Source organism: Clostridium pasteurianum DSM 525 = ATCC 6013, assembly GCF_000807255.1.
In the GTDB taxonomy this organism is placed as follows: domain Bacteria; phylum Bacillota; class Clostridia; order Clostridiales; family Clostridiaceae; genus Clostridium_I; species Clostridium_I pasteurianum.
Window position 1 is genome coordinate 2,534,058 of sequence record NZ_CP009268.1, and the last position, 24,945, is coordinate 2,559,002.

The 24,945-nt window shown below is 28.4% G+C and carries 23 protein-coding genes; 5 read left to right on the forward strand and 18 right to left on the reverse strand.

Translation table 11 applies throughout. From position 1 onward, the window contains the following. Positions 1-316: 316 nt before the first annotated feature. From CLPA_RS11500 to CLPA_RS11510, 3 genes are all read right to left on the reverse strand, one after another. The gene (locus CLPA_RS11500; protein ID WP_003441357.1) at positions 317-1,009 is read right to left on the reverse strand and encodes an SPOR domain-containing protein; all 693 of its coding nucleotides are present in this window, start codon (positions 1,007-1,009) and stop codon (positions 317-319) included. Between the two features lie 149 nt (positions 1,010-1,158). Continuing rightward, positions 1,159-1,677: a GNAT family N-acetyltransferase gene (locus CLPA_RS11505; protein ID WP_003441355.1), complete on the reverse strand. Its 519-nt coding sequence runs from the start codon at positions 1,675-1,677 to the stop codon at positions 1,159-1,161. A 156-nt stretch (positions 1,678-1,833) separates the two neighbouring features. Continuing rightward, positions 1,834-2,169: a hypothetical protein gene (locus tag CLPA_RS11510; protein WP_003441353.1), complete on the reverse strand. Its 336-nt coding sequence runs from the start codon at positions 2,167-2,169 to the stop codon at positions 1,834-1,836. Between the two features lie 414 nt (positions 2,170-2,583). Here CLPA_RS11510 and CLPA_RS11515 point away from each other — a divergent pair, with 414 nt between their 5' ends. Beyond that, positions 2,584-3,063: an S-ribosylhomocysteine lyase gene (locus tag CLPA_RS11515; protein WP_003441351.1), complete on the forward strand. Its 480-nt coding sequence runs from the start codon at positions 2,584-2,586 to the stop codon at positions 3,061-3,063. Positions 3,064-3,132: 69 nt separating this feature from the next. Here CLPA_RS11515 and CLPA_RS11520 read toward each other — a convergent pair whose 3' ends face one another. The 5 genes from CLPA_RS11520 to CLPA_RS11540 form a co-directional block, all read right to left on the reverse strand. Beyond that, positions 3,133-3,489 carry a DUF1667 domain-containing protein gene (locus tag CLPA_RS11520; protein ID WP_003441349.1) on the reverse strand — a complete coding sequence of 119 codons (357 nt, stop codon included), beginning with the start codon at positions 3,487-3,489 and terminating at the stop codon, positions 3,133-3,135. Between the two features lie 19 nt (positions 3,490-3,508). Further along, positions 3,509-4,477 carry an NAD(P)/FAD-dependent oxidoreductase gene (locus CLPA_RS11525; protein WP_003441347.1) on the reverse strand — a complete coding sequence of 323 codons (969 nt, stop codon included), beginning with the start codon at positions 4,475-4,477 and terminating at the stop codon, positions 3,509-3,511. A gap of 68 nt (positions 4,478-4,545) precedes the next feature. Beyond that, on the reverse strand, positions 4,546-5,985 hold the full coding sequence (locus CLPA_RS11530; protein ID WP_003441344.1) for an NAD(P)/FAD-dependent oxidoreductase: 1,440 nt from the start codon (positions 5,983-5,985) through the stop codon (positions 4,546-4,548). Positions 5,986-6,157: 172 nt separating this feature from the next. Continuing rightward, positions 6,158-6,955: a class I SAM-dependent methyltransferase gene (locus CLPA_RS11535; protein WP_158380940.1), complete on the reverse strand. Its 798-nt coding sequence runs from the start codon at positions 6,953-6,955 to the stop codon at positions 6,158-6,160. A 22-nt stretch (positions 6,956-6,977) separates the two neighbouring features. Next, a complete protein-coding gene (locus tag CLPA_RS11540; RefSeq protein ID WP_003441341.1) occupies positions 6,978-8,075 on the reverse strand; it encodes an ABC transporter substrate-binding protein in 1,098 nt (365 codons plus the stop codon). A gap of 308 nt (positions 8,076-8,383) precedes the next feature. Between CLPA_RS11540 and CLPA_RS11545 the strand changes: the two genes are divergently transcribed. Further along, complete coding sequence (locus CLPA_RS11545) at positions 8,384-9,040, forward strand: DUF2271 domain-containing protein (protein WP_003441339.1); 657 nt, start codon at positions 8,384-8,386, stop codon at positions 9,038-9,040. 74 nt (positions 9,041-9,114) lie between these two features. Here CLPA_RS11545 and CLPA_RS11550 read toward each other — a convergent pair whose 3' ends face one another. Beyond that, positions 9,115-10,026, reverse strand: coding sequence for an AEC family transporter (locus CLPA_RS11550; protein WP_003441337.1), 912 nt, complete (start codon positions 10,024-10,026; stop codon positions 9,115-9,117). Positions 10,027-10,319: 293 nt separating this feature from the next. Here CLPA_RS11550 and CLPA_RS11555 point away from each other — a divergent pair, with 293 nt between their 5' ends. Continuing rightward, the gene (locus CLPA_RS11555) at positions 10,320-10,928 is read left to right on the forward strand and encodes a DedA family protein (protein ID WP_003441335.1); all 609 of its coding nucleotides are present in this window, start codon (positions 10,320-10,322) and stop codon (positions 10,926-10,928) included. A 141-nt stretch (positions 10,929-11,069) separates the two neighbouring features. Further along, positions 11,070-12,566, forward strand: coding sequence for an aldehyde dehydrogenase family protein (locus tag CLPA_RS11560; protein WP_003441332.1), 1,497 nt, complete (start codon positions 11,070-11,072; stop codon positions 12,564-12,566). 609 nt (positions 12,567-13,175) lie between these two features. Here the strand turns inward: CLPA_RS11560 and CLPA_RS11565 are convergent. The 6 genes from CLPA_RS11565 to truA all read right to left on the reverse strand — a co-directional run bounded on the left by CLPA_RS11565 (position 13,176) and on the right by truA (position 18,879). After that, complete coding sequence (locus CLPA_RS11565; RefSeq protein ID WP_003441330.1) at positions 13,176-13,598, reverse strand: ArsC/Spx/MgsR family protein; 423 nt, start codon at positions 13,596-13,598, stop codon at positions 13,176-13,178. A 63-nt stretch (positions 13,599-13,661) separates the two neighbouring features. Beyond that, positions 13,662-13,811 carry a hypothetical protein gene (locus tag CLPA_RS21355; RefSeq protein ID WP_162838518.1) on the reverse strand — a complete coding sequence of 50 codons (150 nt, stop codon included), beginning with the start codon at positions 13,809-13,811 and terminating at the stop codon, positions 13,662-13,664. Between the two features lie 254 nt (positions 13,812-14,065). Continuing rightward, entirely contained in the window at positions 14,066-15,178 is a 1,113-nt protein-coding gene (gene ytvI, locus CLPA_RS11570; protein ID WP_003441327.1) for a sporulation integral membrane protein YtvI, read from the reverse strand. Between the two features lie 35 nt (positions 15,179-15,213). Next, positions 15,214-15,984, reverse strand: a complete 771-nt coding sequence (yaaA, locus tag CLPA_RS11575; RefSeq protein ID WP_003441324.1) for a peroxide stress protein YaaA — start codon at positions 15,982-15,984, stop codon at positions 15,214-15,216. A 129-nt stretch (positions 15,985-16,113) separates the two neighbouring features. Next, positions 16,114-17,637, reverse strand: a complete 1,524-nt coding sequence (locus tag CLPA_RS11580; RefSeq protein ID WP_003441321.1) for an L-lactate permease — start codon at positions 17,635-17,637, stop codon at positions 16,114-16,116. 504 nt (positions 17,638-18,141) lie between these two features. Further along, on the reverse strand, positions 18,142-18,879 hold the full coding sequence (truA, locus tag CLPA_RS11585; RefSeq protein WP_003441319.1) for a tRNA pseudouridine(38-40) synthase TruA: 738 nt from the start codon (positions 18,877-18,879) through the stop codon (positions 18,142-18,144). A 185-nt stretch (positions 18,880-19,064) separates the two neighbouring features. On the opposite strand from truA, the gene CLPA_RS11590 reads away from it, so the two are divergent. After that, a complete protein-coding gene (locus tag CLPA_RS11590; protein WP_003441315.1) occupies positions 19,065-19,589 on the forward strand; it encodes a ferritin family protein in 525 nt (174 codons plus the stop codon). 112 nt (positions 19,590-19,701) lie between these two features. On the opposite strand, the gene CLPA_RS11595 is transcribed toward CLPA_RS11590, so the two are convergent. From CLPA_RS11595 to CLPA_RS11605, 3 genes are all read right to left on the reverse strand, one after another. Beyond that, the gene (locus tag CLPA_RS11595; RefSeq protein WP_003441311.1) at positions 19,702-21,057 is read right to left on the reverse strand and encodes a nitrogenase component 1; all 1,356 of its coding nucleotides are present in this window, start codon (positions 21,055-21,057) and stop codon (positions 19,702-19,704) included. A gap of 36 nt (positions 21,058-21,093) precedes the next feature. Continuing rightward, positions 21,094-22,644 carry a nitrogenase component 1 gene (locus CLPA_RS11600; RefSeq protein WP_003441308.1) on the reverse strand — a complete coding sequence of 517 codons (1,551 nt, stop codon included), beginning with the start codon at positions 22,642-22,644 and terminating at the stop codon, positions 21,094-21,096. A 515-nt stretch (positions 22,645-23,159) separates the two neighbouring features. Further along, the gene (locus CLPA_RS11605; protein WP_003441306.1) at positions 23,160-24,911 is read right to left on the reverse strand and encodes a DUF4153 domain-containing protein; all 1,752 of its coding nucleotides are present in this window, start codon (positions 24,909-24,911) and stop codon (positions 23,160-23,162) included. Between the last annotated feature and the right edge of the window lie 34 nt (positions 24,912-24,945).

Genomic DNA, 24,945 nt, shown 5'->3' on the forward strand with positions numbered 1-24,945 from the left:
CTAAGACTTATACCTCTTAACATTATTAACAAAATCCTAATATTATATAAAATAGATTTACATTGCTATATCATACACATAGTCGTAAAACTCAGTGTTCATGCATCATTTGTCGCAATTTTACCTATTTTATCAATATATAAGAAATGTAATTTTTTTAAATTTTCACCAAATATATTGGCAAATTCCTTGTTAAATTAAACCCTGTATGTCTAATATAGTTTATCATTTAATGTAGCTTTAAACAAGTATTTCTGTGAGTTATTAATAAAAATTTTTTAGTTTGTTTTCAATTAAAAAGTCTGCTTTTAGCAGACTATTTAGACAACTTTTTTAATTGAGAATATAGATATACTTTATTGCCATCAGCATTGCTTTTTGAAAATTTTTCTGGAAGCTTATAAATATACTCTTTCATTTCATCTAAAACCTTTTTATTTTTATAATTTCCTTCCACTTTATCAAGCTTTTTAGTCCAATCTTTTAAAGCAGCTGTCTGAACTTCTTTAACATCCTTATCATAGGCTTTATTTATAATCTGTAAATTTGCATTTAAAATACTTATTATCTGCAAATCACAAATGTCATTTTTATTAAGACTATAACTTATATCATGTGCTTCAAATTTATTATCCTTTAAAAGTTTTACAGAAGCATCGTAATCCTTTTGATTGAAGTAAATTCCAAATATAACTCTTATCTTCCCATCATCTTCTACTTCAAAAGGATTACCTATTTTATTAAGCTTGTTAATTAAATCTTGAGCATTTTCTTTACTAGTAAATATACCACATTGCAAAAATACAAAATTTGCCTCATCCTTTGAAGTGTTTTGATTGAAAACAGTTCCACTTTCTGAAGTTCCTGTAATACTGCTATTATTTTTTAAAAATATATTTGATACAAAAGTTCCTATTAATATTGCACATACTAATATTATAAATACAATTACAAAATATATTCTATTGGTTTTCTCTTTTCTCTTTATATCATATCTGGTATATCTCATTTTCTCATCCTCCTTAAATTTCACTACTATAAATATATTTTAATATAGTGAAATTTATACTAGAATTTGAGATATAATACGCTATTATTTAATAAATACAATGTACACTTCACAGAACTCTGATATTTTTTATTAAAACCTATCCTTTTCTAACCATATATTTTCTTTTTTAATATTACTGCATTTCCACTATTGCTTTCATTCATAAAAAAATCATTACTTATTCTAACCATTTGAAATCCACTGTTTTTTAATACATTTAGTATTTTTTTATCTCTCACCGAAACACCTATTAAGAAATCTTCTATACCAAAATTATGTAAAAAGAATTTTAATATATTATCTAATACAATGTTTCCTTCATTGTTATCTAAAAAAACTGTCTCCATATCAAAACAGGATACCCATACCATATTTTTATTTTTAAATTCAATCCTACCTTTGAAAATACCTATAATATTATTCATCTTTTTTATCTTCAAGAAAATTTCACATTCACTCATATAATATTCTATAAATCTTTCATAGAACTCATTAGTTTCCAGATAATCATTACTGTTGTATAGAAAAGATTTTTGGCTATTATACCACATCCGTATATGTTTAACATCTTCTTTTTCTATACTTGAAATGCTCACATCTCCATACTTTATATTTACATCAAACATACCTCCACCTCTTCTCTCTATTAATAAATTCTACATAAAATCATAATTTCCTTTCACCCTGTAAAAATCTTCTTAATATAAACGGAGTTTTTGATGTGAATTAAAATTTTATTTCACAAAATCCTATAATAAATTATAAAAATTATCTTGTATTTATTAATCTTCTTCTTCAAAATCAATTATAGTAGGCATGGCCGTAATAGAAGGCCCAATTTGGGGAAAATGAAAATCTTTCCTATTCTGAAAAAAACTCTCCTCACAATCCATAGCACCATATATATCCATATTATAATTTATATCAAGTTCATTATAATTTCTAAATTCAAGTTCATTATCTGATAAAGTATTTTCATGCATTACCGGGAAAAAGCTTTCCTGATAATTCATTATTGGAAATACTGGAATTTCAGCAAAATTTTCATAAGGCTTTCTGTATGGATATCTGTTCTGATAATGTCTAGCAAAAAAGTTATTATAATAATTTTTTTTCATGATTATTCCTCCCTATATAATAATCCTATTGGATACAATATTATATTTAATAAAATATTATTAATCTAATTAAAATTTATTACTATATATATAATAAATTAACATAATAATCATTTTAAATTCTATTTTATAAATATTTCATGGAATAATTTGCTTTTACCAACTATACATATTGTATTTATAAGTTTATTCATATATAATAAAATTTATATAATAACTACAAGCTTATAGATAAGTAAGTTTCAATAATATAGTCTGAAATATACAGAATACCTTTACGTGAGTGGATATGTATTAAATTGCATCTATATTATTTTTCTGCTATAGTGTTATAATATTTTTATACTAAAAAACTATAATTTATTATTATGTAACTGAATAAATTAAAAGTAAAAAATGGAGGGGAAATATGCTATGGAAAAAATAGCAAGTTTTACAGTAAATCATTTGAAATTGAAACCAGGAGTATATGTTTCACGAAAGGATGCTGTTGGTGATAATATTATTACTACCTTTGATCTTAGATTTACAACGCCTAATCTGGAACCAGTATTAAATACTGCTGAAATTCATGCAATAGAACATTTAGCAGCAACTTATTTGAGAAATGATAAAGACATCTCATCAAAAACTATCTATTTTGGACCTATGGGTTGCAGAACAGGTTTTTATCTGATATTAGCTGGGGATTATGAGTCAAAAGATATAGTGAATTTATTAATTGATTTATTTAAATTTGTAGCAAATTATGAAGGAGAAATTCCTGGAGCTGCAGCTAGAGACTGTGGAAATTATCTCGATATGAATCTTCCTATGGCTAAATACGTTGCAAATAAATATCTTAATGAAGTGCTTTTAAAGATTAGTAATGAAACGTTAAATTATCCACAATAATTTAAAAAAGTGAAACATTTCATCCAACAGGTGTCATGTTTCCCTTTTTTAGTTGAAAGTTGATAATTCCTAATCAACACTTCTAGAAGCTACAATATCTATTCCCGATCCTAAAATATTTTTAATAATTACGTCACCTTTTTTTATAGGTGCTTTTACCTTAATTTCTCTGATAGGTGTAATAATTTCTCTTATAATATTTTTAGGAACAGGTTCTTTACTTCTAATAGGAAGTCTTTTTATACTTCCTCCAGTTATATTAATGGTACTAGTAAATATTCTTACAGGATTTTTAATTTCTTGGATTGCATAGCTTTTACCTTTATCGCACTTATTACCACTAACTATATAATTATCCTTTCTCTGCCCTTCAATAGTCATATTGCAGGCCACAGGACAAACCGTACATATTAAATTATCAACCAAGACCGTAACCTCCCCTAACTTAATTTTTTATATATAAAGCAGCATTCCTGCCTGCTTCTTCTGCTTCTTTAGTTACATTATCCACAAGGTCATGTACCTTTACTACATTTCCACAGGCAAAAATTCCATCTTTACTTGTCTGTTTTAAATTATCTATCTTTATTCCACCTGTACTTTTTATTTCAATAGAAGCATTTCTTGCAAGTTCTGCTTCTGGTATTAAACCTGCTGAAAGGAGCACTGTATCACATTCATACTTTTTACTTGTTTCAGGCAGTGGATTCCCTCCTTTATCAACTTGGCATACAATAACAGCTTCCACTCTTTCTTTTCCCTGTATTTCTGTTATTGTATGATTTAACAAAAGCGGAATATCAAAATCCTGTAAACACTGAACTACATTTCTATAGGATCCTCCCGGTGAATTAGCTTTTTCAACTACAGCAATCACCTCTGCACCCTCCATTTCCATTCTCCGTGCCATTATAAGGCCTATATCTCCAGCTCCTAAAATAACTATCTTTTTACCTACTAAGTATCCATCTATATTTATAAACCTTTGGGCGGTTCCAGCTGTAAATACTCCTGCAGGGCGTTTTCCAAATATTCCTATAGAATCTCTAACTCTTTCCATACAGCCCGTAGCTAAAATTATTGCTTTAGCTTTTATTTTTATAAATCCTTCATTTTCACTGCTGGCAGTTATATGCTTTTCTCTGTCAATACTTAGTACCATGGTATCCAACTTATATTCAATTTCCAATTTCTTTACTTTATCAATAAATATTTCTGCATATTCTGGGCCTGTAAGTTCTTCTTTAAATATATGAATTCCGAAGCCACTATGTACACATTGCCTTAAAACACCGCCTAATTCCATTTCTCTTTCTATAATAAGTACATCCTTTGCACCATTTTTTTTAGCTTCTATAGCAGCTGCCAAACCTGCTGGACCACCACCTATAATTACAATATCATAATTAATCATAAATATCTCACCCACTTTCCACGTAATCTTTTATTGACTTTTAGATAATATTATTATAGATTAAAGGATCATATATTATCTGACAAAATATAAGATCCTCTATTGTCATATTGGATATCATTCATTTCTTTTCCAAGCTCCCTTGCTAGGATTTCTAAAATTCTAGGTTCACAAAATCCTCCCTGGCACTCTCCCATAAGAGCCTTTGTACGATTTTTTATTCCTTTAACTGTTGTAGCCCCACAGTTTCTATGGATAGCATCAACTATTTCACCCTCTGTAATCATTTCACAGCGGCATATAACTCGTCCATATTTGGGATCTCTTTTTAATAGTTCTTCTTTTTCATTATCACTAAGTTCTTTAAATCTATAAATCCTTCTCCTTTTAGGATTAAAATCTGGATTTTCTTTTATAGGTTCATAATCCCTTTCAAATATATCTTTAACTATATCTGATATCATTTCTGCAATAGCTGGTGCACAAGTTATTCCCTGATCTACACTGGCTGCATTTATAAAACCTTTAACTTCCTCAGATTCACCTAAAATAACTTTTCCGCTTTCTTCTTTACCATTTAATCCAGCAAAGCATCTTATAACTTTGTCAAAAGGTATCTTATCACTTAGCCTGGACATCTTTTTCTTTAAAATTTCAATTTTATCTTCTGAAGTTCCAAGTGCTTCTTTATCTGGTGCAGTCTCAAATACAGGTCCCATAACAATATTTCCCCCAACAGTAGGTAAAATATTTAATCCTCTATCACCTTCTTTAGGGCATCTGTTTACGAGATGTTTAAACATAGTTCCTATATTTTCATTGAATACAATAAATTGTGCCCTTTTAGGTACAATAGTGTATTTAGAATATTCTGCTAAAGAATTGTTTATTTCATCTGCATGGAGTCCAGCACAGTTTATTACATACTTTGTATATATAAACTTATCCTTTGTAATTATTTTAAAACCTCTAGCAATTCTTTCTACATTTTTAACTTCACTATTTAAAAACAATTCAGCGCCATTATCCATAGCATTTTCAACTAAGGCCACTACTAATTGAAAGGGCCATACACACCCGCAATTTGGAGAATAAAATCCAAATTTAAATTTTTCATCTATATTGGGTTCTAATTTAGCTATTTCTTCTCTGTTTACTATACGTACACCGGAAGCATTGTTTTCAACTGCCTTATTATACATATTTTCTATTTTCTCTCTATCCTCTTCATCAAAACCTACTGTAATGGATCCCATTCTCTTAAAAGGCACATCTAAATCTCTGCACATTTCATCATAGATTTCATTTCCTCTTATTAGTAATTTTTGATTTAAACTTCCCTTAGGCTGACGAAAAGGTTCATAAATATTACAACAATTTGCACCTGTAGTACCTTCAGACACATCACTATTCTTTTCAATAATTGCAATAGATATTTGATATTTTGAGAGTTCCCTTGCTATAGCTGCTCCTACAACACCAGCACCTATAATTGCAACATCATACATATTTCCACCTTCCTTTTTACAGCTCTTTTAAAAATTTTGGTAACCATTCTCTGTCATGCTGATTTTTTATACTTATTTATTATTATACTACTTTTTATAAAAAGTGGTATCTACTTAAGCAGATACCATTAAATTGAAACAATTATATTTTAATATTTTGCAAATAATTCTCCTATTTTTTAACAGCATATACCATAAACATTTCCGAGTCTGATCCAAAATCTCTTTTTTTCTGAATTTCTCCCTCATTTTTTCCCTGTGCATATTGTATATCAACATATACTCTACTGCTTATATCTGTATCTATATCTATTTTTCTAATGCCATTTTTAATAAGTATATCTACATCCCATTGAGGTCTTACATAATTAGATATATATAATTGTTTTGCAAAATCATTCCTTCTACGAATGAGATCTTCACTTTGTAAAGTGCGGTTGTAGGAACTAGGTACCCATTTTTGCATTTCTCTATAAGTTTCACCTTTTTCATCAGCTAATTTAAAAGTTTGTCCATAATTAGCATCAAAATTCATAATTTTACCTTTAGATTTAAGAACACGGCACCACTCTTTATAAGCTTTTTCAGGATCTGGTAAGGTCCATGTTACATTTCTTGATATTATAAAGTCAAAACTTTCATCTTTAAATTCTAAATTTTGAGCATCCATTTTAATAAATTTTATATTTTTATATCCTAGATTTTTAGAATTTTCTCTGGCATTATCAATCATTTTATCTGAATAATCTATAGCTGTAACCTCAAAACCCATATCACATAAAAGTACAGCATAAAATCCTCCACCAGTTCCTACATCCAAAGCATGAAGTCCCCTGCCAGAGGGTATCTTTTCTCTAATAATCGCTGTCCAAATCTTTCGTTGAAACCCTTGTAAATCCTTTAGTCTGCACTTACTGAACTCATTTGATCTCTCTGACCAGTAATCATTTATTATATGCTGTATATCCATATTTAATCCTTTCACTATATATTTATTTATCAGGTGCTTCATTATTGATAATTTTATTAGCTTCTTTTTCTGAAAGATCATAATTTAGGAAACTTTTATAGAAAGATCTAGTTTCTTTGAGTATATCCATTTGAGAAAATTTATCTGGATGCAATGTTTTAGCAGCCCATTGTATTTGTAATGCTTCTTCTGCACTATATCTATCCCAATAAAAAGCTCCATCTGGGTTAAAATATACTTTTTCAGATTTAACTGCATTTACTTGTTTCCAGCTTTGATCCTGTAATAAAATATCTTTAATTTGTTTACCACTTTGTTTCATTAAAGTATTACTACTTAATATAATTACATCTGGATTCCATTTTAGCATCTGTTCCATAGATATCTGTTTATTATTACCTTTTACGTCAGAAGCTGCATTTATTCCACCAGCCACCTTTATCCATGCATCAATTATTGTATCACTTCCATCAACTGTAAGTGGAGATAATGATGTTACGTGAAGCACCTTAGGCTTTTCACTTTCCGGTATTTTAGAAGTTACATCTGTTATCATATTGAGCTTACCATCTAAATATGATATGTATTCATCTGCTCTTTTTTCAGCATCACTTCCAAGAATTTCTCCTGTAAGTTTAAAAGTTTTTTTAAGTCCATCGAAATCAGTAAAATTTAATTGAACTGTAGGTACACCAAGTTGTGATACCCGATCTGCATTTTTTGCATTTAAAGGCATAAATACAATATCTGGTTTCGTTTTTATAAGTTCTTCTGTATTAGCACTTCCGTCACTGTTAAATACAGTTACAGCATTATGCATCTGTGAATTTACTTTGTATAACCACGGTCTGGACTTTTCAGTAAGCACAGTAGCAACAATTTTGTCTCCGGCACCAAGCATAGTAATAACCTCATTATGGGCCTGCCACGAATCTGCTATTCTTTTAATATTTGTAGGTATTTCTACTTTTTTGCCTGTAACATCAGTAATTATTTTTGTATCAGGCTTTTTTTCTTCTGCTTTTTGAGCATTAGCATTATTAGCATTGTTGTTATTTCCACATCCTACTAGAGAGAAAATTAAAATGATAAAGATGATAGATTTAAATTTGTTTTTCATAAGTACACATCCTTTGTTTTTCATTTTGTTAACATAAAAGAACAAAATCTAATATAACCAATTTAAATAGTAACTAAATATTATAATTAGTTATATTTAGACATTTTACATATGGTTATTTTATCAGCAAAATATGAAAACCACAATATAAAATACAACAAAAGTGCATGTAATCATCTTTATTGTACAGTTAATCTTAATATGTATATATTTAAAAATCGCAAGTTAATTTTTTATAATTTGACTTATTTAACCAATAAGTTTACCATAAAATATATAATTTTATAGCTTTAACGGGAGGTATTAAAATGAAAAGCCCAGAAATTAAAACTTTAGCTCTATCCATGGGTATGTTAGTATTTTTAAGTGGATGTAGTGTAAAAAAACCTGATAATATTTCTAATAATACTGCCATTACAAACAATACTTCAAATCCAAATGAGAGCGGCTCACAAATTAGCAGTTCAAATGAACAGTCACCCGGTTCTGTAAAAATCAAATACAATCTTAGCTATATACGTAAACTAGCTAGTAATCAAGTAGCTGTATGGATAGAAGATTCTAATGGCAATTATATTCGCTCTATATATGCCAGCAATTACACTGCTAGTGGTGGTTATAAGCAAAGATCAGAAGCTCTTACAGAATGGATTAAAAAATCAAAATGGGAAAATGCATCAAAAAGCGAAATAGATACTGTTAGTAGCGCAACACAAAGTCCAGGGAACATCACTCTTATCTGGGATTGTAAAGATACAAAAGGTTCTGCTGTAAAACCAGGTAAATATGTTTACAAAATAGAAGGGAACATTTACTGGGGCAGTCGAGTTCTTTATAGCGGCGAGATAGAGGTTGGAAATTCTGAGAATGATTCTACTGCAAAAGCTAATTATATAAATAAAGATTCAAAGAATAATGATACTTTAATAAAAAATGTTTCTGCTGAATACACTCCAAAAAAATAAATCTAACCTAATGCTTTTAACACCATTAATCTTTTGTAAAATAGGATTTATTGATAATTAAGAGTTATAATATATTAAGTTGTTATACCTACTAAAATCCAAACCAATATAAAACTTATTAATATGGTCATATTCGATAGTACACCTACAAGTTTAGCATCATAGTTAAATTCTATGGAAAAAGGTATAATAGTAGAAGCTATGGGAAGAATAAATCCAACAAAAAGTGTATATTTTGTCATTTTATCAAAGGGTGAAAATATAAAGAATAATAGTCCTACACTGAAGCCTATTATATATCTTAAGGCTAATATAGAAATAATATCCTTAAAATTTTTAAAATCGAACTTAAAGCTCAAATATATACCTAAAAGTATTAAGGACATAGGCATATTTGCTTTTGATATAATACCCGAAAAATCAATTATCATCTTTGGAATGCTAATGCCCAATATATTTATAACTACTACTATAATATATGTAATCAAAGGTATAGATTTAAATGCCTTAAAAATTGCTGATTTAATATCAAGTGTTTCACTTTCTTTGGAATAATAACTGGCAATAATATGACATAATACAAATATTATAAAAGAATTTCCCACATCAAACATGGCAAAATATTTTACACCTTCATGCCCCCAAATAGCTTGAACAAGTGGGTAAGCAAAAAGACCTATATTAAAAGTTGGAAGAAGCATAAGAAGAATACCTTTTGTCTTCTTCCTTTTTTTCCTAAATAAGTACATACCAACTACTGTCATAAGAATTCCATAGGCAACACTTATTAATGTAAGTTTAATAAGTGAATATTCAACCTTTAAGGTACTAAAGGTACTTATAATTAAACAGGGTAATGTAATGTTGATAACTATTCTTGCCAGCCCTTCCCCGTCTTTTTCTTTGACTATATTAAACCTCTTACAGACATATCCAAGTATTATAATAAACATAGATATTATAAATTGATTATTGATATTATTCATAAAATCCTCCTAGAAACCGTGTAATCATTTTCACATATGTATAAATTTAATAATATCACATAAAACATACTAATGAAAGATACTGGAATACTAATCGAAAAATTAAAAAAATATGAATTTTTCAAAATATTTTTGCATTACTTCACATTTTTATTTATACTAATAATGCCTAATATTTTATTATAGATATACAATACTGTTTTAAAATATAAAATTTTTTTAAACTTATATATAAAGTTTGTTATCTATAATGTGTAATTTAAAAATTTAGCTTTTATAAGGAGATTAAATTAATGGAACAATATATTATTGCAATTATCGAAGAAATAGGATATCTAGGAGTATTTTTATTAATTGCTGTAGAAAATTTTTTTCCACCAATTCCATCAGAAATAATTTTAACTTTCAGTGGTTTTATGACCACAAAATCTAATATAACTTTAGAAGGAGTTATATTATCTGCTACTGCAGGCTCTGTAGTAGGAGCAATCGTCCTATACAAAATAGGCCAGCTGCTTGGAGCTCTTAAATTTAATGAATTAGTTGAACGCTATGGCCGTGTACTGAGAATTAAGGGAAAAGATGTTGACAGAGCTTATTTATGGTTTGAAAAATATGAAAATAAAACTGTTTTCTTATGTAGAATGGTACCTTTACTTAGAAGTCTTATTTCTATACCTGCCGGTATTTCTAAAATGAAATTTTCTTCTTTTCTATTGCTTACAACTGCCGGATCTCTTATATGGAATATTGTACTTATAGGTGCCGGAGCTATTTTAGGTGACAAATGGCAGCAAATTTTAGGATTTTTAGACGTTTATTCAAAAGTAGTTGTCATCCTTTTAGCTTTATTTATATTTGTTTTCTTTATCTATTTATTCACTCGAAGAAAAAAAGCTTAGCAAAAACTTTGCTAAGCTTTTTTGATATATAAAGTCCAAAAATTGATAATTTTTTAACATATTTTCTGTTATTTGACAATAAAAATAATAGTGATATTATAAACTTATAAACTATTAAAACTTGATTGGGGTGGTTTTATTATGTCATTAACAAATAAAAATATTGAAAATACTGTAGATAAAAATTATAAGCTATATATTGGGGGCAAATGGATTGACAGCACTGAAAAAAGTACTATTAAGGCCTATAATCCATCGAATGGTAAATTTCTCTCTGAATTTACAGACGCTAGCAATGACGATGTGGATAAAGCCGTAGATTCAGCTTGGAAAGCTTTTCACGAATGGAAAAAAGTAAGTCGTGAGGAAAGAAGTAAAATTCTTTTAAAAATCGCTGATTTAATTGAAGAAAATTTAGAACACTTAGCTCTAGTAGAAACCCTTGATAACGGAAAACCTTTAAGAGAAACTCTAAATATAGATGTACCAGCCAGTGCAGATCATTTTAGATATTTTGCAGCTGCTATAAGAACAGAAGAAGGAACTGCCCAAGATATAGATAATAGCACATTGAGCATAGTTTTAAAAGAACCTATTGGTGTAGTTGGTCAGGTAATTCCCTGGAATTTCCCACTGCTCATGGCAGCTTGGAAAATAGCACCAGCCCTTGCAGCAGGAGATACCATAGTTATTCACCCATCATCATCTACTTCTCTAAGCCTTTTGGAACTTGTAAAAACTATAGGTGATGTACTTCCTGCAGGAGTATTGAATCTAATTACAGGAAAAGGTTCTAAATCTGGAGATTATATGCTTAAACACAAAGGCTTCAGTAAACTTGCTTTTACTGGTTCTACAGAAATAGGTTATGAAGTTGCAAAGGAAGCTGCCAATAAACTTATACCTGCTACTTTAGAATTAGGTGGTAAATCTGCAAATATATTTTTTGATGATGCTCCTTTTGAAAAAGCTATTGAAGGTGCTCAACTTGGAATACTTTTCAATCAAGGTCAAGTTTGCTGTGCCGGCTCAAGATTATTTGTTCAAGAAGGCATTTATGATAAATTCCTCGCCTCTTTAAAAGAAGCCTTTGAAAAAGTAAAAGTAGGTCTTCCTTGGGATAATGAAACTCAAATGGGTGCTCAAGTAAATCATGGTCAATTAGAGAAGATATTAAATTACGTGGATATTGGCAAAAAAGAAGGTGCTTCTCTTATAACTGGCGGCTATAAGGTTAATGAAGGTGAGCTTTCATCTGGAGAATTTATTAAACCAACAATTCTTGCAGATGCTACAAATACCATGAGAATAGCCCAGGAGGAAATATTTGGTCCTGTAGCTACAGTTATAAAGTTTAAAGATGAGGCTGAAGTTATAAGGCTTGCAAATGAATCTGAATATGGTCTTGGTGGTGCAGTATGGACTACAAATATAAATAGAGCCTTAAGAGTAGCTAAAGCCGTAGAAACAGGTAGAATGTGGGTTAACACTTACAATCAATTACCTGCTGGTGCTCCTTTTGGTGGATATAAAAAATCTGGAATAGGCAGAGAAACTTATAAATCAATTTTGGATGCCTATACTCAGACCAAAAATATATTTATAAATATTTCAGATGACAAGATAGGTTTATATTAATCTTTTGAATAGATAAAATACTACTGCGTTACAATATTCCGCATTGTGACGCAGTTTTTTAAGTTAATAAAAAATATAAATATATTTTTATAGGAATTATATATAGTGAAACTACATCCAAGCTTAAAATTAATAGATACAAATATAGTATTATTAAGGCTTACAAATTTTTTAGTTTTAGTTTGAAACTAATTTCACTATATATATCCAAATTTATAATTTTAAAATACAAAGTTTAAGATATATTTATAATCAAAAATTTTTAATTAAAGACTCAGATATCTATATGTAACTCAGATGAATAATAATTAATATTAATTTTTTGTTAACATCAAGTATTATAAAATATTCATATCACATAAAAATAAAATAAATTGATTCTAAATATTAATTTAAAGGACTTTTTTGTTATAAAATTATCATTAATAATACTTATTTTCTTTAAAAAATATCCTGTTTTGTAGAAGATGAAAGTGTTACTGGTAGTAATTATATAGGCTTATTCTAATCTTCTTTTAATCAAAGATAGAGAAATTTATAATATACATTATAAATTTCTCTATCCCACAATTTTAATAAATTTTCTATTCTTTTTCATTACAACTCATTCTATGAATTTTTTTCACAAATACTAGCTTCAGTTTTTCCCTGACACTTAGTCAAATCTTCTTCTGGAATATTATACAATCCTATCAATTCCTTTAAATATTCAACATTAAATCCTGCTACTAATTTATCACCTACTATCATGAGAGGTCTCTTAATCAGTAGTGGATCACTGCAAAGCAGTTCAAGAGCTTTATCCTCAGGTAAACTTCCTGGAATTACAGTACCATTTTTAACAGCTACAGCATTTTTATTATACCACTCTTTAACATTTAATCCCTTTAAATACGGATAGAGTGTATCTGGTGTCCACTTTTCATCTAAAATAGATCTTTCTTCTATCTCATGACCTGAAGAGATAAGTAATTGCTTTTGCATTATCCCTCCTCTACAGCCTGGTTTAGTATAAAAAACAATATGAGCCATTTATGTTATTTCCCCCTTGCAGTAAAATAATTTTATATAATGTTTTAAATTTAAATTTTTATACTATTCTTGAAAATATGAAAAGTTACAAGGTTCACCTTCACAATTCATAACTATTTCATCTTCTTCAGGAATGAAAATATTTTTATCTTCCAAAAGGTTTTTATCTACTTTTATATCTTTATCTAAATCTTTATTATTATTATTATTCATAACAATCACCTCTAAAATAATTTTTAATTAATATTAGTTATTATCTAATATTAATTTTATCATAATTTCAATATTTTTCAATAGCTTTTTTAATTTTTGTACAAATAAATTAAGTGTATTAACTTCTAATTTAATAAAAGTAGAAATACAAAATTTTAATTTTATACCAATCAACAATAGTATTGGAACGACCTTAATTAGATAAAATAAAAAATCATCTATAAATGAACTTATAGATGATTTTCACTAATTCTTTAATACTTGAAAAGATGGATTACTCCCTCATCATTCATATTTTTTAATATGGTTACTAGAATAGGTAGAAGAAATAATCCGATGAATCCAAATAATTGTGCACCAACAAACATACACATCAATGTAACAAGTGGATGAAGTCCTATCTGATTACCCACTACCTTTGGTTCTAAAGTCTGCCTTATTACAAGCACCACCAAATATAAAACAACTAATCCTATAGCTAAACCTACATTTCCAGTAATAATACATATAGCTGCCCAGGGCAGCAGAACTCCTCCAGTACCCAAAATTGGCAATATATCTATTATAGCAATTAGTGCTGCAAATAAAATTGAGTTAGGTATTTTTAATATAGTTAATCCTATAGATAATTCTATAAATGTAATCATAATCAAAATGGCATAGGCTCTTATGAACTTGAAAATTGTATCCACACCATTTTTTTTAACATTTAATATTATATTCTGATTCTTTTCTGAAAACTGCATTAATATAAATTTAGTTATCTTGCTATAATCAATTGTAAAAAAGAAAGATGCTACGATAGTAAATAAAAATCTTATAAAAAATGATGGTATTCCTCCTGCAACACTCATAATAGCCTTCATAACCGTTGAAGACATAGATTTTACAAAGGAAAGTATAGAATCATTTATGCTTTCAAAACTATTAGCTATCCAAATATCCATTTGAGGTGCGGTTTTCCTTAGCCATATTACAACATCATTTAATACAGGTTCTATAGTATTAACATAAAATTGAGGTAAATTATAAAACATTTCTTTTGTATAAGTATATATTTTCACCCCAAACATACTAATAATCAAAAAAAATAACAAATAAAAAACTATTAATACCACTGCCGAAATTTTAACTCTTTTTATTTTAATTTTTTTACTGATAAAATTTATAATAGGTTTTAAAATTAAAGCAATAAAAAATCCAATAATAAAGGGCATAAATAGTGGAATTACATATTTTAAAATAACAAATATCAATGCCGCTATAACTAAAATATATGCCAGCTTTATTATAAAGTTCTTTTGTCTTTCAGTATTCATCTTTCGTACCTGTTTTATAAATACAGGCTCCTTCACCTCTTCTTCCACTCAATATATTTTCTAATCAAAACTTTTGTTTTATATTAAAATATATCTTTTAAAAATATCCAATTTGAATTTGTAGACAACTCTTGATTATAGCTATATCCATAATCAAAATCTTTTAACTTTTCAGGATCTTCAATATAATTTTCTGACATATACCTAACCATAAGCCCCCTTGCCCTCTTAGCATTAAAAGGAATAATTTTATATTTACCATTTCTGTATTCCTTAAAAATTATATTTATAATACTTCCTTTAAATTTATTCACATCTATAACCTGTGAATATTCTTTAGAAGACAAATTTATTAAAATATCATCCTTTTGTTCCTTTATCTCCTCATTAAAATAATCTGTAATTTTTTCTCTCCAAAAATCATATAAATCATTTCCTCTAGAATTTTTCAACTTAATGCCCATTTCTAACCTATAAGGCTTTATTATATCAAAAGGTCTTAAAATTCCATATAATCCAGATATAATTCTTAAATGCCTTTGCATAAAATTCAGTGCCCTAGAATCCAGTTCTTCTGCATTTATTTGTTTATAAACTTCACCGTCATAATAAGCTATGGCTCTTTTCGAATTAACTTTATCATGGATACTTTTCCATCTATGATACCTTACAATATTTAATTCCGATAATTTATCACTTATCTTCATTAAACTTGAAAGTTGTACAGGGTCATATTTTTTAAGCTCCCCAATTAGAGTTTCAGCTTCTCCAATAAATATAGGCTTAGTGTATACAGTAGCAGCTATATGCTTATGTTCATTCATGCTTTTAGCTGGTGCAATTATCCATATCATTTAAGTAGATTACCTCCAAATACATTTTATACCAATCTATATAAACAACTTTATACTAATTATACTATATAATAACTATTACATCTAATTAAAATTAAAAAATCCTTTTAACACTTATAGATAATAGATTTAGAATCCAAATACCGGCCCCATAAAATAAGCAAATATTCCTAGTACTATTACATAAACTACACAAAATTTTAGTGTTGAATTTAATATCTTTCCCTCTTTTCCTGCTATACCCGTAGCAGCTGTTGCTACAGCTATACTTTGAGGTGATATCATCTTTCCAGCCGTTGCCCCTCCAGTATTAGCTGCTGCAAGCCAATAAGGATTTAATCCTAAAGATTTTGCCATTTCAACTTGAAGACCGCCAAATAAAACATTAGCAGAGGTATCACTTCCGGTTACAAAGGTTCCAAGAGCACCAATTAACGGAGCTATTACTGGATAAAACTTTCCTGTTCCTGACACTAATACAACAGCTATGGATTTTACCATTCCAGAATACCCCATAACTTTTGCTAATGCCAGTATTGATATTATTGTAATTGTAGATTTACTCATCTGTTTAATTGTATTTATAAAAACCTTTACTATTTCTTTAACACTAGCTCCTTGAATCAATCCTCCAATAAAAGTAGCTATTATAATCAATGTTCCTGGATTTAAAATCCATAAAAATGAATAGGCTTTGGCACCCTTACCTGTATAAATTTGAACCGATGTCTGAATATTTGATAATGTAATACTTATTGGCTTAAATAAAGGGCTGGTAAATATAATAAATATAAAAATCAAAATAAATGGTATCCATGCCAGAAATCCCTCTTTAAGAGATACTCTATCAACTTTTTTCAATGAGGAAGTCTTATAAAATACTTTAGTTATCCCTACAGTAACTATCAAACAAATAACAGAACCTAGTATTGCAGGTAATTCTGCTCCCAGGTATTTAGCAGCTATAATCTCGGGGATTGCAAAAGAAAGTCCTGAAGCCAAAGATATAAAAAATACTCCTTTTATAGCTTTAACACTTTTACCCGTCAGCATAACTAATATTATTGGAACTATAATAATTAATAGTGCCAATTGTATCCCAACGGCATAACTTAACATATTCACATCTATATTGGTTATCTTAGCAAGTGTAGAAACGGGAAGTCCTATAGCCCCAAAAGCTGTAGGTGTTGTATTTGCAATCAAACATATAATTGCTGCAAATACTGGATTAAAGCCAAGAGCTGCCATTATACTAGCCGGTATGGCTACTGCCGTTCCAAACCCTGCAATAGCTTCAAGAAAACCGCCAAATCCCCAGGCAAGAATGAGAACCAAAATTCTTTTATCTGTAGTAATACCTGTCATCATCTTTTTAATGACATCCATACTTTTAGTATACACAGATAGGTTATAAGTAAATACAGCAGCAATTATTACAAGCATTATAGGCCATATTGCCATTGCTACTCCTTCTAAAGAAGCAGTTATTGATTCTACTAAAGGCATTTTCCAGACAAATATAGCTAAAATTATAGTTATAAACAGTGTAGCAGGACATGTCTTGTGACCTGGCATTTTCAGTACTACTAGAGAAATCAGCAGCCATATAATTGGAATAAGCGCAATAAAAAATAATAAATAAGCATTCATAATTTTTCCCCCCATTTATATACTGAAACATTATTAAATATATTTATTCTGTAACTTTTTATTCTCATACAAAAAGCGACTACGTCGCTTTTGTATTTGTCGAATTATAGGCAGATCACTTATCTACAAATATTTGGATTACAGTAAAATATATTCCACACCTCTTATCATTTTCTAATCAGAAAGTAATACAATTTGTTTAGTAATCGTTTTCACAAGAAATATAATTATATTGCAAATTAATATTAAAACTATAAATTCATTTCCATAATCTTACTTTACATTCCTATAATATCATTATATTCAAATAACTTCAATAATAGTTATTTTTCAAACAATATAATATTATCTCAATATATTACGTAAATTCAGTTTCCTTTTAGCTTTTTATGGTATAAAACTTTTTCTCTTATTTTATAATTTCTAAAAATCTATGCAATAATGTTAAATATTTAATTTACATATAATTTTTATCAATCAATTAATTTTAAAAAATGTTCAATATTAATATTGAACATTTTTTAGATACAAACCCTTTGAATAGGCTATAGGTCCATATTCTTCTCTTTTCTTTTCTCTTAGTATTTTTTGTATATCTACGGTACTAAGTTTACCCTTACCTGCCTCTAAGAGAGTTCCAACAATAATTCTTACCATATTAAGCAAAAATCCATTTGCATTTAATTCCATTTCTATAATATTATCTTTTTCTAATATATTTATGTAATTCAAAGTTCTAATGGTAGATTTATTATTAGATTTTAAATTAGTAAAGCTCTTAAAATCATGAGTTCCAATTAAAATCTCTGCTGCTTTTTTCATTTCCTTTAAATTAAGCTGCTCATCAGTATGATAAATATACTTTCTAGTAAATACATCTCTAAATTTATTATTGTCTATTCTATACACATAAGTTTTGGATTTTGCATTGTATCTTGCATGAAACCTTTCATGAACATCTTCCATCTCTTTTACTACTATGTCTTCTGGCAAAAATTCATACAAGTAGTCAAGCATGGTATTTATAGTCAATTCACACTCTGTATGAAAATTTGCTATATAATTTTCAGCATGAACCCCTGCATCAGTTCTTCCGCAACCTATTACCTGTATGTTTTCTCCAGTCATTTTAGATAGTATATTTTCTATTTTATATTGTATAGTTGATTCACCATATTTTTGTTTCTGCCAGCCCTTATATCTACTTCCGTCATACTGAATTGTCATTTTTAAGTTTCTCATATAGTACCACCTTTAATCTATTTTATCTTCATTAAATACAAATTCCACTGTATAATTTTATCACTGAATTGCTTATTATACAATTTAAATTCATACTGAAAAATTTATTTATCCAAGATATATTAACATTTTTCAATATTATTTAATAAAATATATTGTAGTTAATTAAATTGGGGGTTAAATTAATGTACCATTACTATCCTTTTACTTTTAATCCAGTTTATTCTCATATGTACCGAAATGACAATACTATGCAAACTGATCCTTATACTTATCCTGGAAATCTTCCTGGTGCAATAAACCTTATTAAGGAAGCAGTATCTGGTGAAAGAGAAGATGAACTCTTTTATGATTATCTAATAAATACTGCCCCTACTCAGGAAGCCAAGAGTATAATTACAAGTATTAGAAACGATGAAATAAAGCATAATGGAATGTTTAGAAAAATTTATACAGAATTAACCGGTCAAGTATTAACACCTGATGAAAATGTAAGCTTTGAAAAACCCCTATCATACTGTAGTGGAATTAAAAGAGCATTACAGGGAGAATTAGCGGCTGTTCAAAGATACAGAAGAATTCTTTTTGCTATGCAGAATAGAGTTCATATAAATATGCTTACGGAAATTATAACTGATGAACTTAGGCATGCAAATCTCTATAATTTTTTATTTACCTTAGGTAGATGTGCTGAACAAGATAAAAAATAAATTGCATATAAAAAATAAGGCTGTTGCACTAGCATAAAAAATTATGCTAATGCGGCAGCCTCTAAGACACATTCAAATAAACAACTAATCAGTATTCTAGTCTATTATATATCTATAATCCATTACTTATTGAAGTTGTGTATATTTTTTCTAACAGAGTTAATGCACCAGTATATCCAATGTAGCTTTTATTAACTACTACTTCAAAAGTAGCTGGGCAACTAGCTTCAACTATTAACCCCTTTAATTCTTTTACTACATCTCTTTCCCAAGCTGAAGCAAATATTATTGGTGTACTGCTTCCAAAATCTGATTCTCTTAATTTTTTCTCGATAATATATCCATCCTCAATAAATTCGACCTCAGTAGACACATCCTTCGCCAAATTTTTATATTCCTCCTGAATAGCTTGTCTGTACTTTTCCGGTGGATTATCTGTTATAATTTGCTTTACTGGAATTAATCCAAGCTGATTTACCAAAAATTTATTTAAGGCTATATTATATGCACTGTCACCTACAACTGCATATTTAGATGGCAATCCGAACCAAAATTCAGAAAAGAAATCAGAAAAATGATCAAGGAAATAATAATATCTATCTTCTTCCTTTTTAATAAACTCTTCAGCTGTTTCTTTATTTATTCCTGCGAAATCAACAACCTGACGTATGAATTTTGTTGTCTCCTCTGCGCCAATTGGAATAATAGGGATATGCAAATAAGGCTGATTGTATTTTTCTTCTAAATGCTTAGCTGTTTTAACTCCTACCCAAGGGGAAAGTACCAGATTAAACTGAGCTTTAGGAATGTTCTTCCATTCCTCTACGCCCTTACTTTCTGAACCAAATAAAACATTAACTTTAAAGCCAGCTCCCTCAAGTATTCTCTTAATTTCAATAAAATCTCCACGCCAATAAGTATTAAAATAAGGTACTTCAGTCCAAAGATTTATCAATCCTTTTTCCTTTTCTCCTTCATAGTCCCCTACAAACTGATCTATTATAGCTTCAGTAACTATTTCATGACCAATTAAATTATTTCCCTTAAATCCGCCAGTTTCTGCAAATACAATAGGATAACCTTTTTTCTGATATTTTTTAACAATAGAACCTACATCATCCCCAACTAGTTCTCCGATACATCCACTCAATACAACAAATAAGTCTCCATCCATTATTTTAAAAGATGATTTTATAAGGTCATCCAGCTTTTTAGCTCCACCAAATACAACTTCATTTTCTCCAGCATTTACACTTGGTATAACAGATGCCCCGCTGTATCCCCCTCCTTGATAACCATTATTATAAGAAAGCATGAAATATTGTTTATCAACGCAACCAGGACCACAGTGTACTAAAGGAATCCCCTTATGAATTGCTGCTACAGTATATGCCGCACCTATAGCGCAGGCATAACGTGGATGAACTATTGAATTAGTCTGTTCATTAGAATTTAATTTGCCTAACATAAATATCTCCTTTTTTACAACAAAATTTATTATTTATTATTCTTCATCTAAAATTTCAGGATGTTTAGCAAGAACAAATGGATCTTCTTGATCTAGCCACCATTTTGTATAAGGCAGCTTAACATGTCTCTTTAAATTTTCGCCAAATTTTTTATGAGCAAGTACCTCTAATAACGCTTCTCCCATTCTGATTATTCCCTCATATCCGAAAGGAAGATGTTCATCTCCTAATGGGAATGCTGGAATACCAACCTTAGCCGCCAATGGAGCCAATCCATTGTGTCTGATAATTATAAAATCAGGGTTAACTCTCCTCAGTATTCCATAAAACTGAAATTGTTGTGTCTTACTTACTGTAAAATGCTCTACGTCACCATAATTCTCCACCAAAAATTTCAAGCTGTCTTGATCTTCATTTCCTCCATCATAAACAGGATCATGATGAAATACTATAGAACCATCTACCTCAAGTCCAAGCTCTTTTAAAACTGCAATTATTCCATGAGCATAGGCTGAACCTGTTGCAACAAATCCTTTTACACCTTTAAGCTTTTTCTTCAACTCTTCTATTTTAGGTTTAACCCTTTCATGTTCACTTTTAATAAATTCTTCTACCTGATCTTCTCTATGGACAATTTTTCCTATTTCTCTAAGCCAAGTATCTGTTCCCTTAAAACCATAAGGCTGTGGTGCTTTAATTTCAGGAACACCATATTCTTGTTCTAATGCGGCTGCCATATAAGATCCTAATGTAAAACAAAAAGTAGCTGTAGCTGCTGCTTCTGAACATTGGGCTAATTCGTCAACAGTGGCCATGTCTATCACGTAGTTTACTCTTAGTCCTATTGGGTTAAGCATTTCACTAAAATAATCAGTACCCCATAAAGCTATAATATTTATTAGATCTTCTTGCTTCTTAGGATGTTTATTGACTATTTGTCTTAAAATCCCATGTTGAGAGATATCAAATCCTGTGCTCCAATGTTTTGATCTAAAGCCTTCACAGGATAGAGGAATAACTGGAATTCCAAGTTCATTTTCAGCTTCTTTAGCTACACTGGCTATATCTTCACCAATAATTGCCGTAGCACAGGCTGCTGAAATAAAAATTGCTTTGGGATTAAATCGAACCCAAGCATCCTGTATAGATTGCTTTAATTTTTGTGTGGCACCAAATACCATATCTTTTTCCAAAAGATTTGTACTTAATATTTGTATATTTTCAACCTTTTTTCCTCTGCGTATTAATCCCACTTTATAGCCTAAATTAAATCTAGGATGAATTGCAGAGCATCCTATAGATGAGTGCTCTATTAAAATTGCATCAGGTATATTTCCAACCTGGCATCCCACTATAGACTGACTACACATAGTCTGCTGATTAAAAGGCATTTTTAATTCACAAAGCTTGCATCCTTTGCCCTTTTCGCCAGCACAACCTTTACCTTTTTTAAGTGCTCTAATCTGATAATTTGATTCTTTTACCAAATCTGATGCAGAACCATCCCAAGCGGTAATTGTGCCTAAACGTTTCTCACGATTTTCAACATCTACAAAATCCAAATTTATTCTCTTTTCCTTCGGCATTCTTTCATCTCCAATTCCATAACTTTATATAAAATTTTACTAAATTCATAAACTATTTATTAAACCGTTTAGCTATATTGTATCTATCCAGTGTACAAGTATATTTCAAAAAGTATATACTTCAAGTTGGATATCTATAAATGTAATTTTATTAATACAAAAGGCTTAAATTCAATTCAATATAAGTTGTCTCTAAATAAATACACATTTAAACATTTCCAAACATTATATTAATCATAAAAAATTAACATAATAAAATTTAGTAATTAGTGTATTTATCACAACAAATATAACAATTAAATTTAAACCTCTAGTTTTCTAGTCAGTTTAATAAATTTACATAAACATATTAAACATATAAATTTAATATGTTTAATTACTAAAGTAATTATATTCTACATGAATTTTTTTGTCAATACATATTTATGAAATAAATTTATAATTAACTTTTAATTTAATTTAAAAATAATAAATATGCTTACCTCAAATATACAGAGACAAGCATACTTATATATTTATTTTATGCTTATAAAAGTATAAAAATTAGTTTCTAAAGATTGAATTTTATCATCATTAATAGTTCCATAAATATTTTTAAAAATTAGTTTTATTTTAATTTTATTATTTTCATCCATAAAAGTCATATCATCTATTGATGAAATATCTTTTCCTCTATTTTTTTCATTTATCCTATGGACAATATCATTAATATATATTTTATACACCTGTTCACTTTTTTTAATTATTTTTAATTCTGAATCGTTCCTATTATAGGTTATAGTTATATCCCTATCCTTTATTTTAATAGAATTATCTTTCACTATATAATTATTATACTCAATAAAGTACTCATATTCACCTATTGGAAATACTATTTCATTACCATTTAAAGTATAGCTAATATTATTTATATCATTACCAGGTACATAATAATCTGGTTTAAATCCAAACACGTCTTCAATATTATCTATACCAAATTTTTCAGGTATATAATTTAAATCTGTTAATTTGTGATTATTATTAAAATAGTAAATAATAGATGTTAAATCTAGAATATCATTTTTAGATATTGATGATGCAGGCTTTACAGTATTATACTCAGTAATCATATGATTTTTTTCAAGAATTTTTTTAAACCTATTATTTTGACTATATATTGATAATTTATAAGAACTAAAAGGACCTAAGACAGATATAAGAGAAAATATAGCTAATGATAAGGTTATAAATAGTCTTTTTGAGTTTTTATAAAACCCTATATAAACCATATTTATAAATACCCATATTCCAGCTAATACAACAAAATATCTAGATTCCGTTATTCCATAGGAATTAATTCTTATAGCAATAGCTATAAACATCATAATCATTATAGGAATAATTATTCTAGGAAACCAAAGAGTAAAATTTTTAGTGAATTTATTAATTTTTTGTAATGGATAAATAAAAAGTATTATCCAAACATCAATTAATGAATACCATAATACTAAATGAGATATTAAGTTATTTGGCCATTCTCCAGTAATAATTATCTTTACAAAGAATGCATACATTATAATAGAATAAATAATTATAATCGGAATTATAATGTATATAATTAGTACACTTAAAACTTTTGGATAACTATAGGAAGTAACTGTTTCATTATATTTTGGTATACTAGAAAGAAAATAAACTGGAGCAAAAATACATATAACTAATATTAATATATCTATATATATATTACCATTTATATTTATATTGAAGAGTTTATCTGTTGTAAAAATAATAGCTGATAATCCACCATAAAGTATTAATGAATAAAGGTAAGTAATAAAAAAATTAGTAAAAAGCTTTACTATATACATTTCATAATTATCTCTTCTATAAAAATATGGTACAATGGTAAAGATTATATAAAAAGCAATAGTAAAAGCTATATAACTTGTGATGGATATCATATCCCCCTGTTTAAATAGATAATAAAAATATATTAAAGGAGTAAATGAAGCTATATAAATAACTACCTTTATCAATATATTTATTTTTGATTTTCTTTCAAAAAACATTTTTACGCATAAAGAAATTGGAATTCCCAAAGATGAAATCATAGCAAATCGCTTAATTAATTCTCTGTTTTCACTTGAAACAAATTTATAGCTGTGATTATAGTAAATAAGAATAATTGAAGTAATCAATATAATTATCAAAGTTATAGGAAATCGTTTAATACTGAAAAAAATTTTTTTATATAAAGCTCTAAATAATTCTTGAAATTTTAACTTCATAATACATCCCTCCAAACTCTAGTATTATTAATTT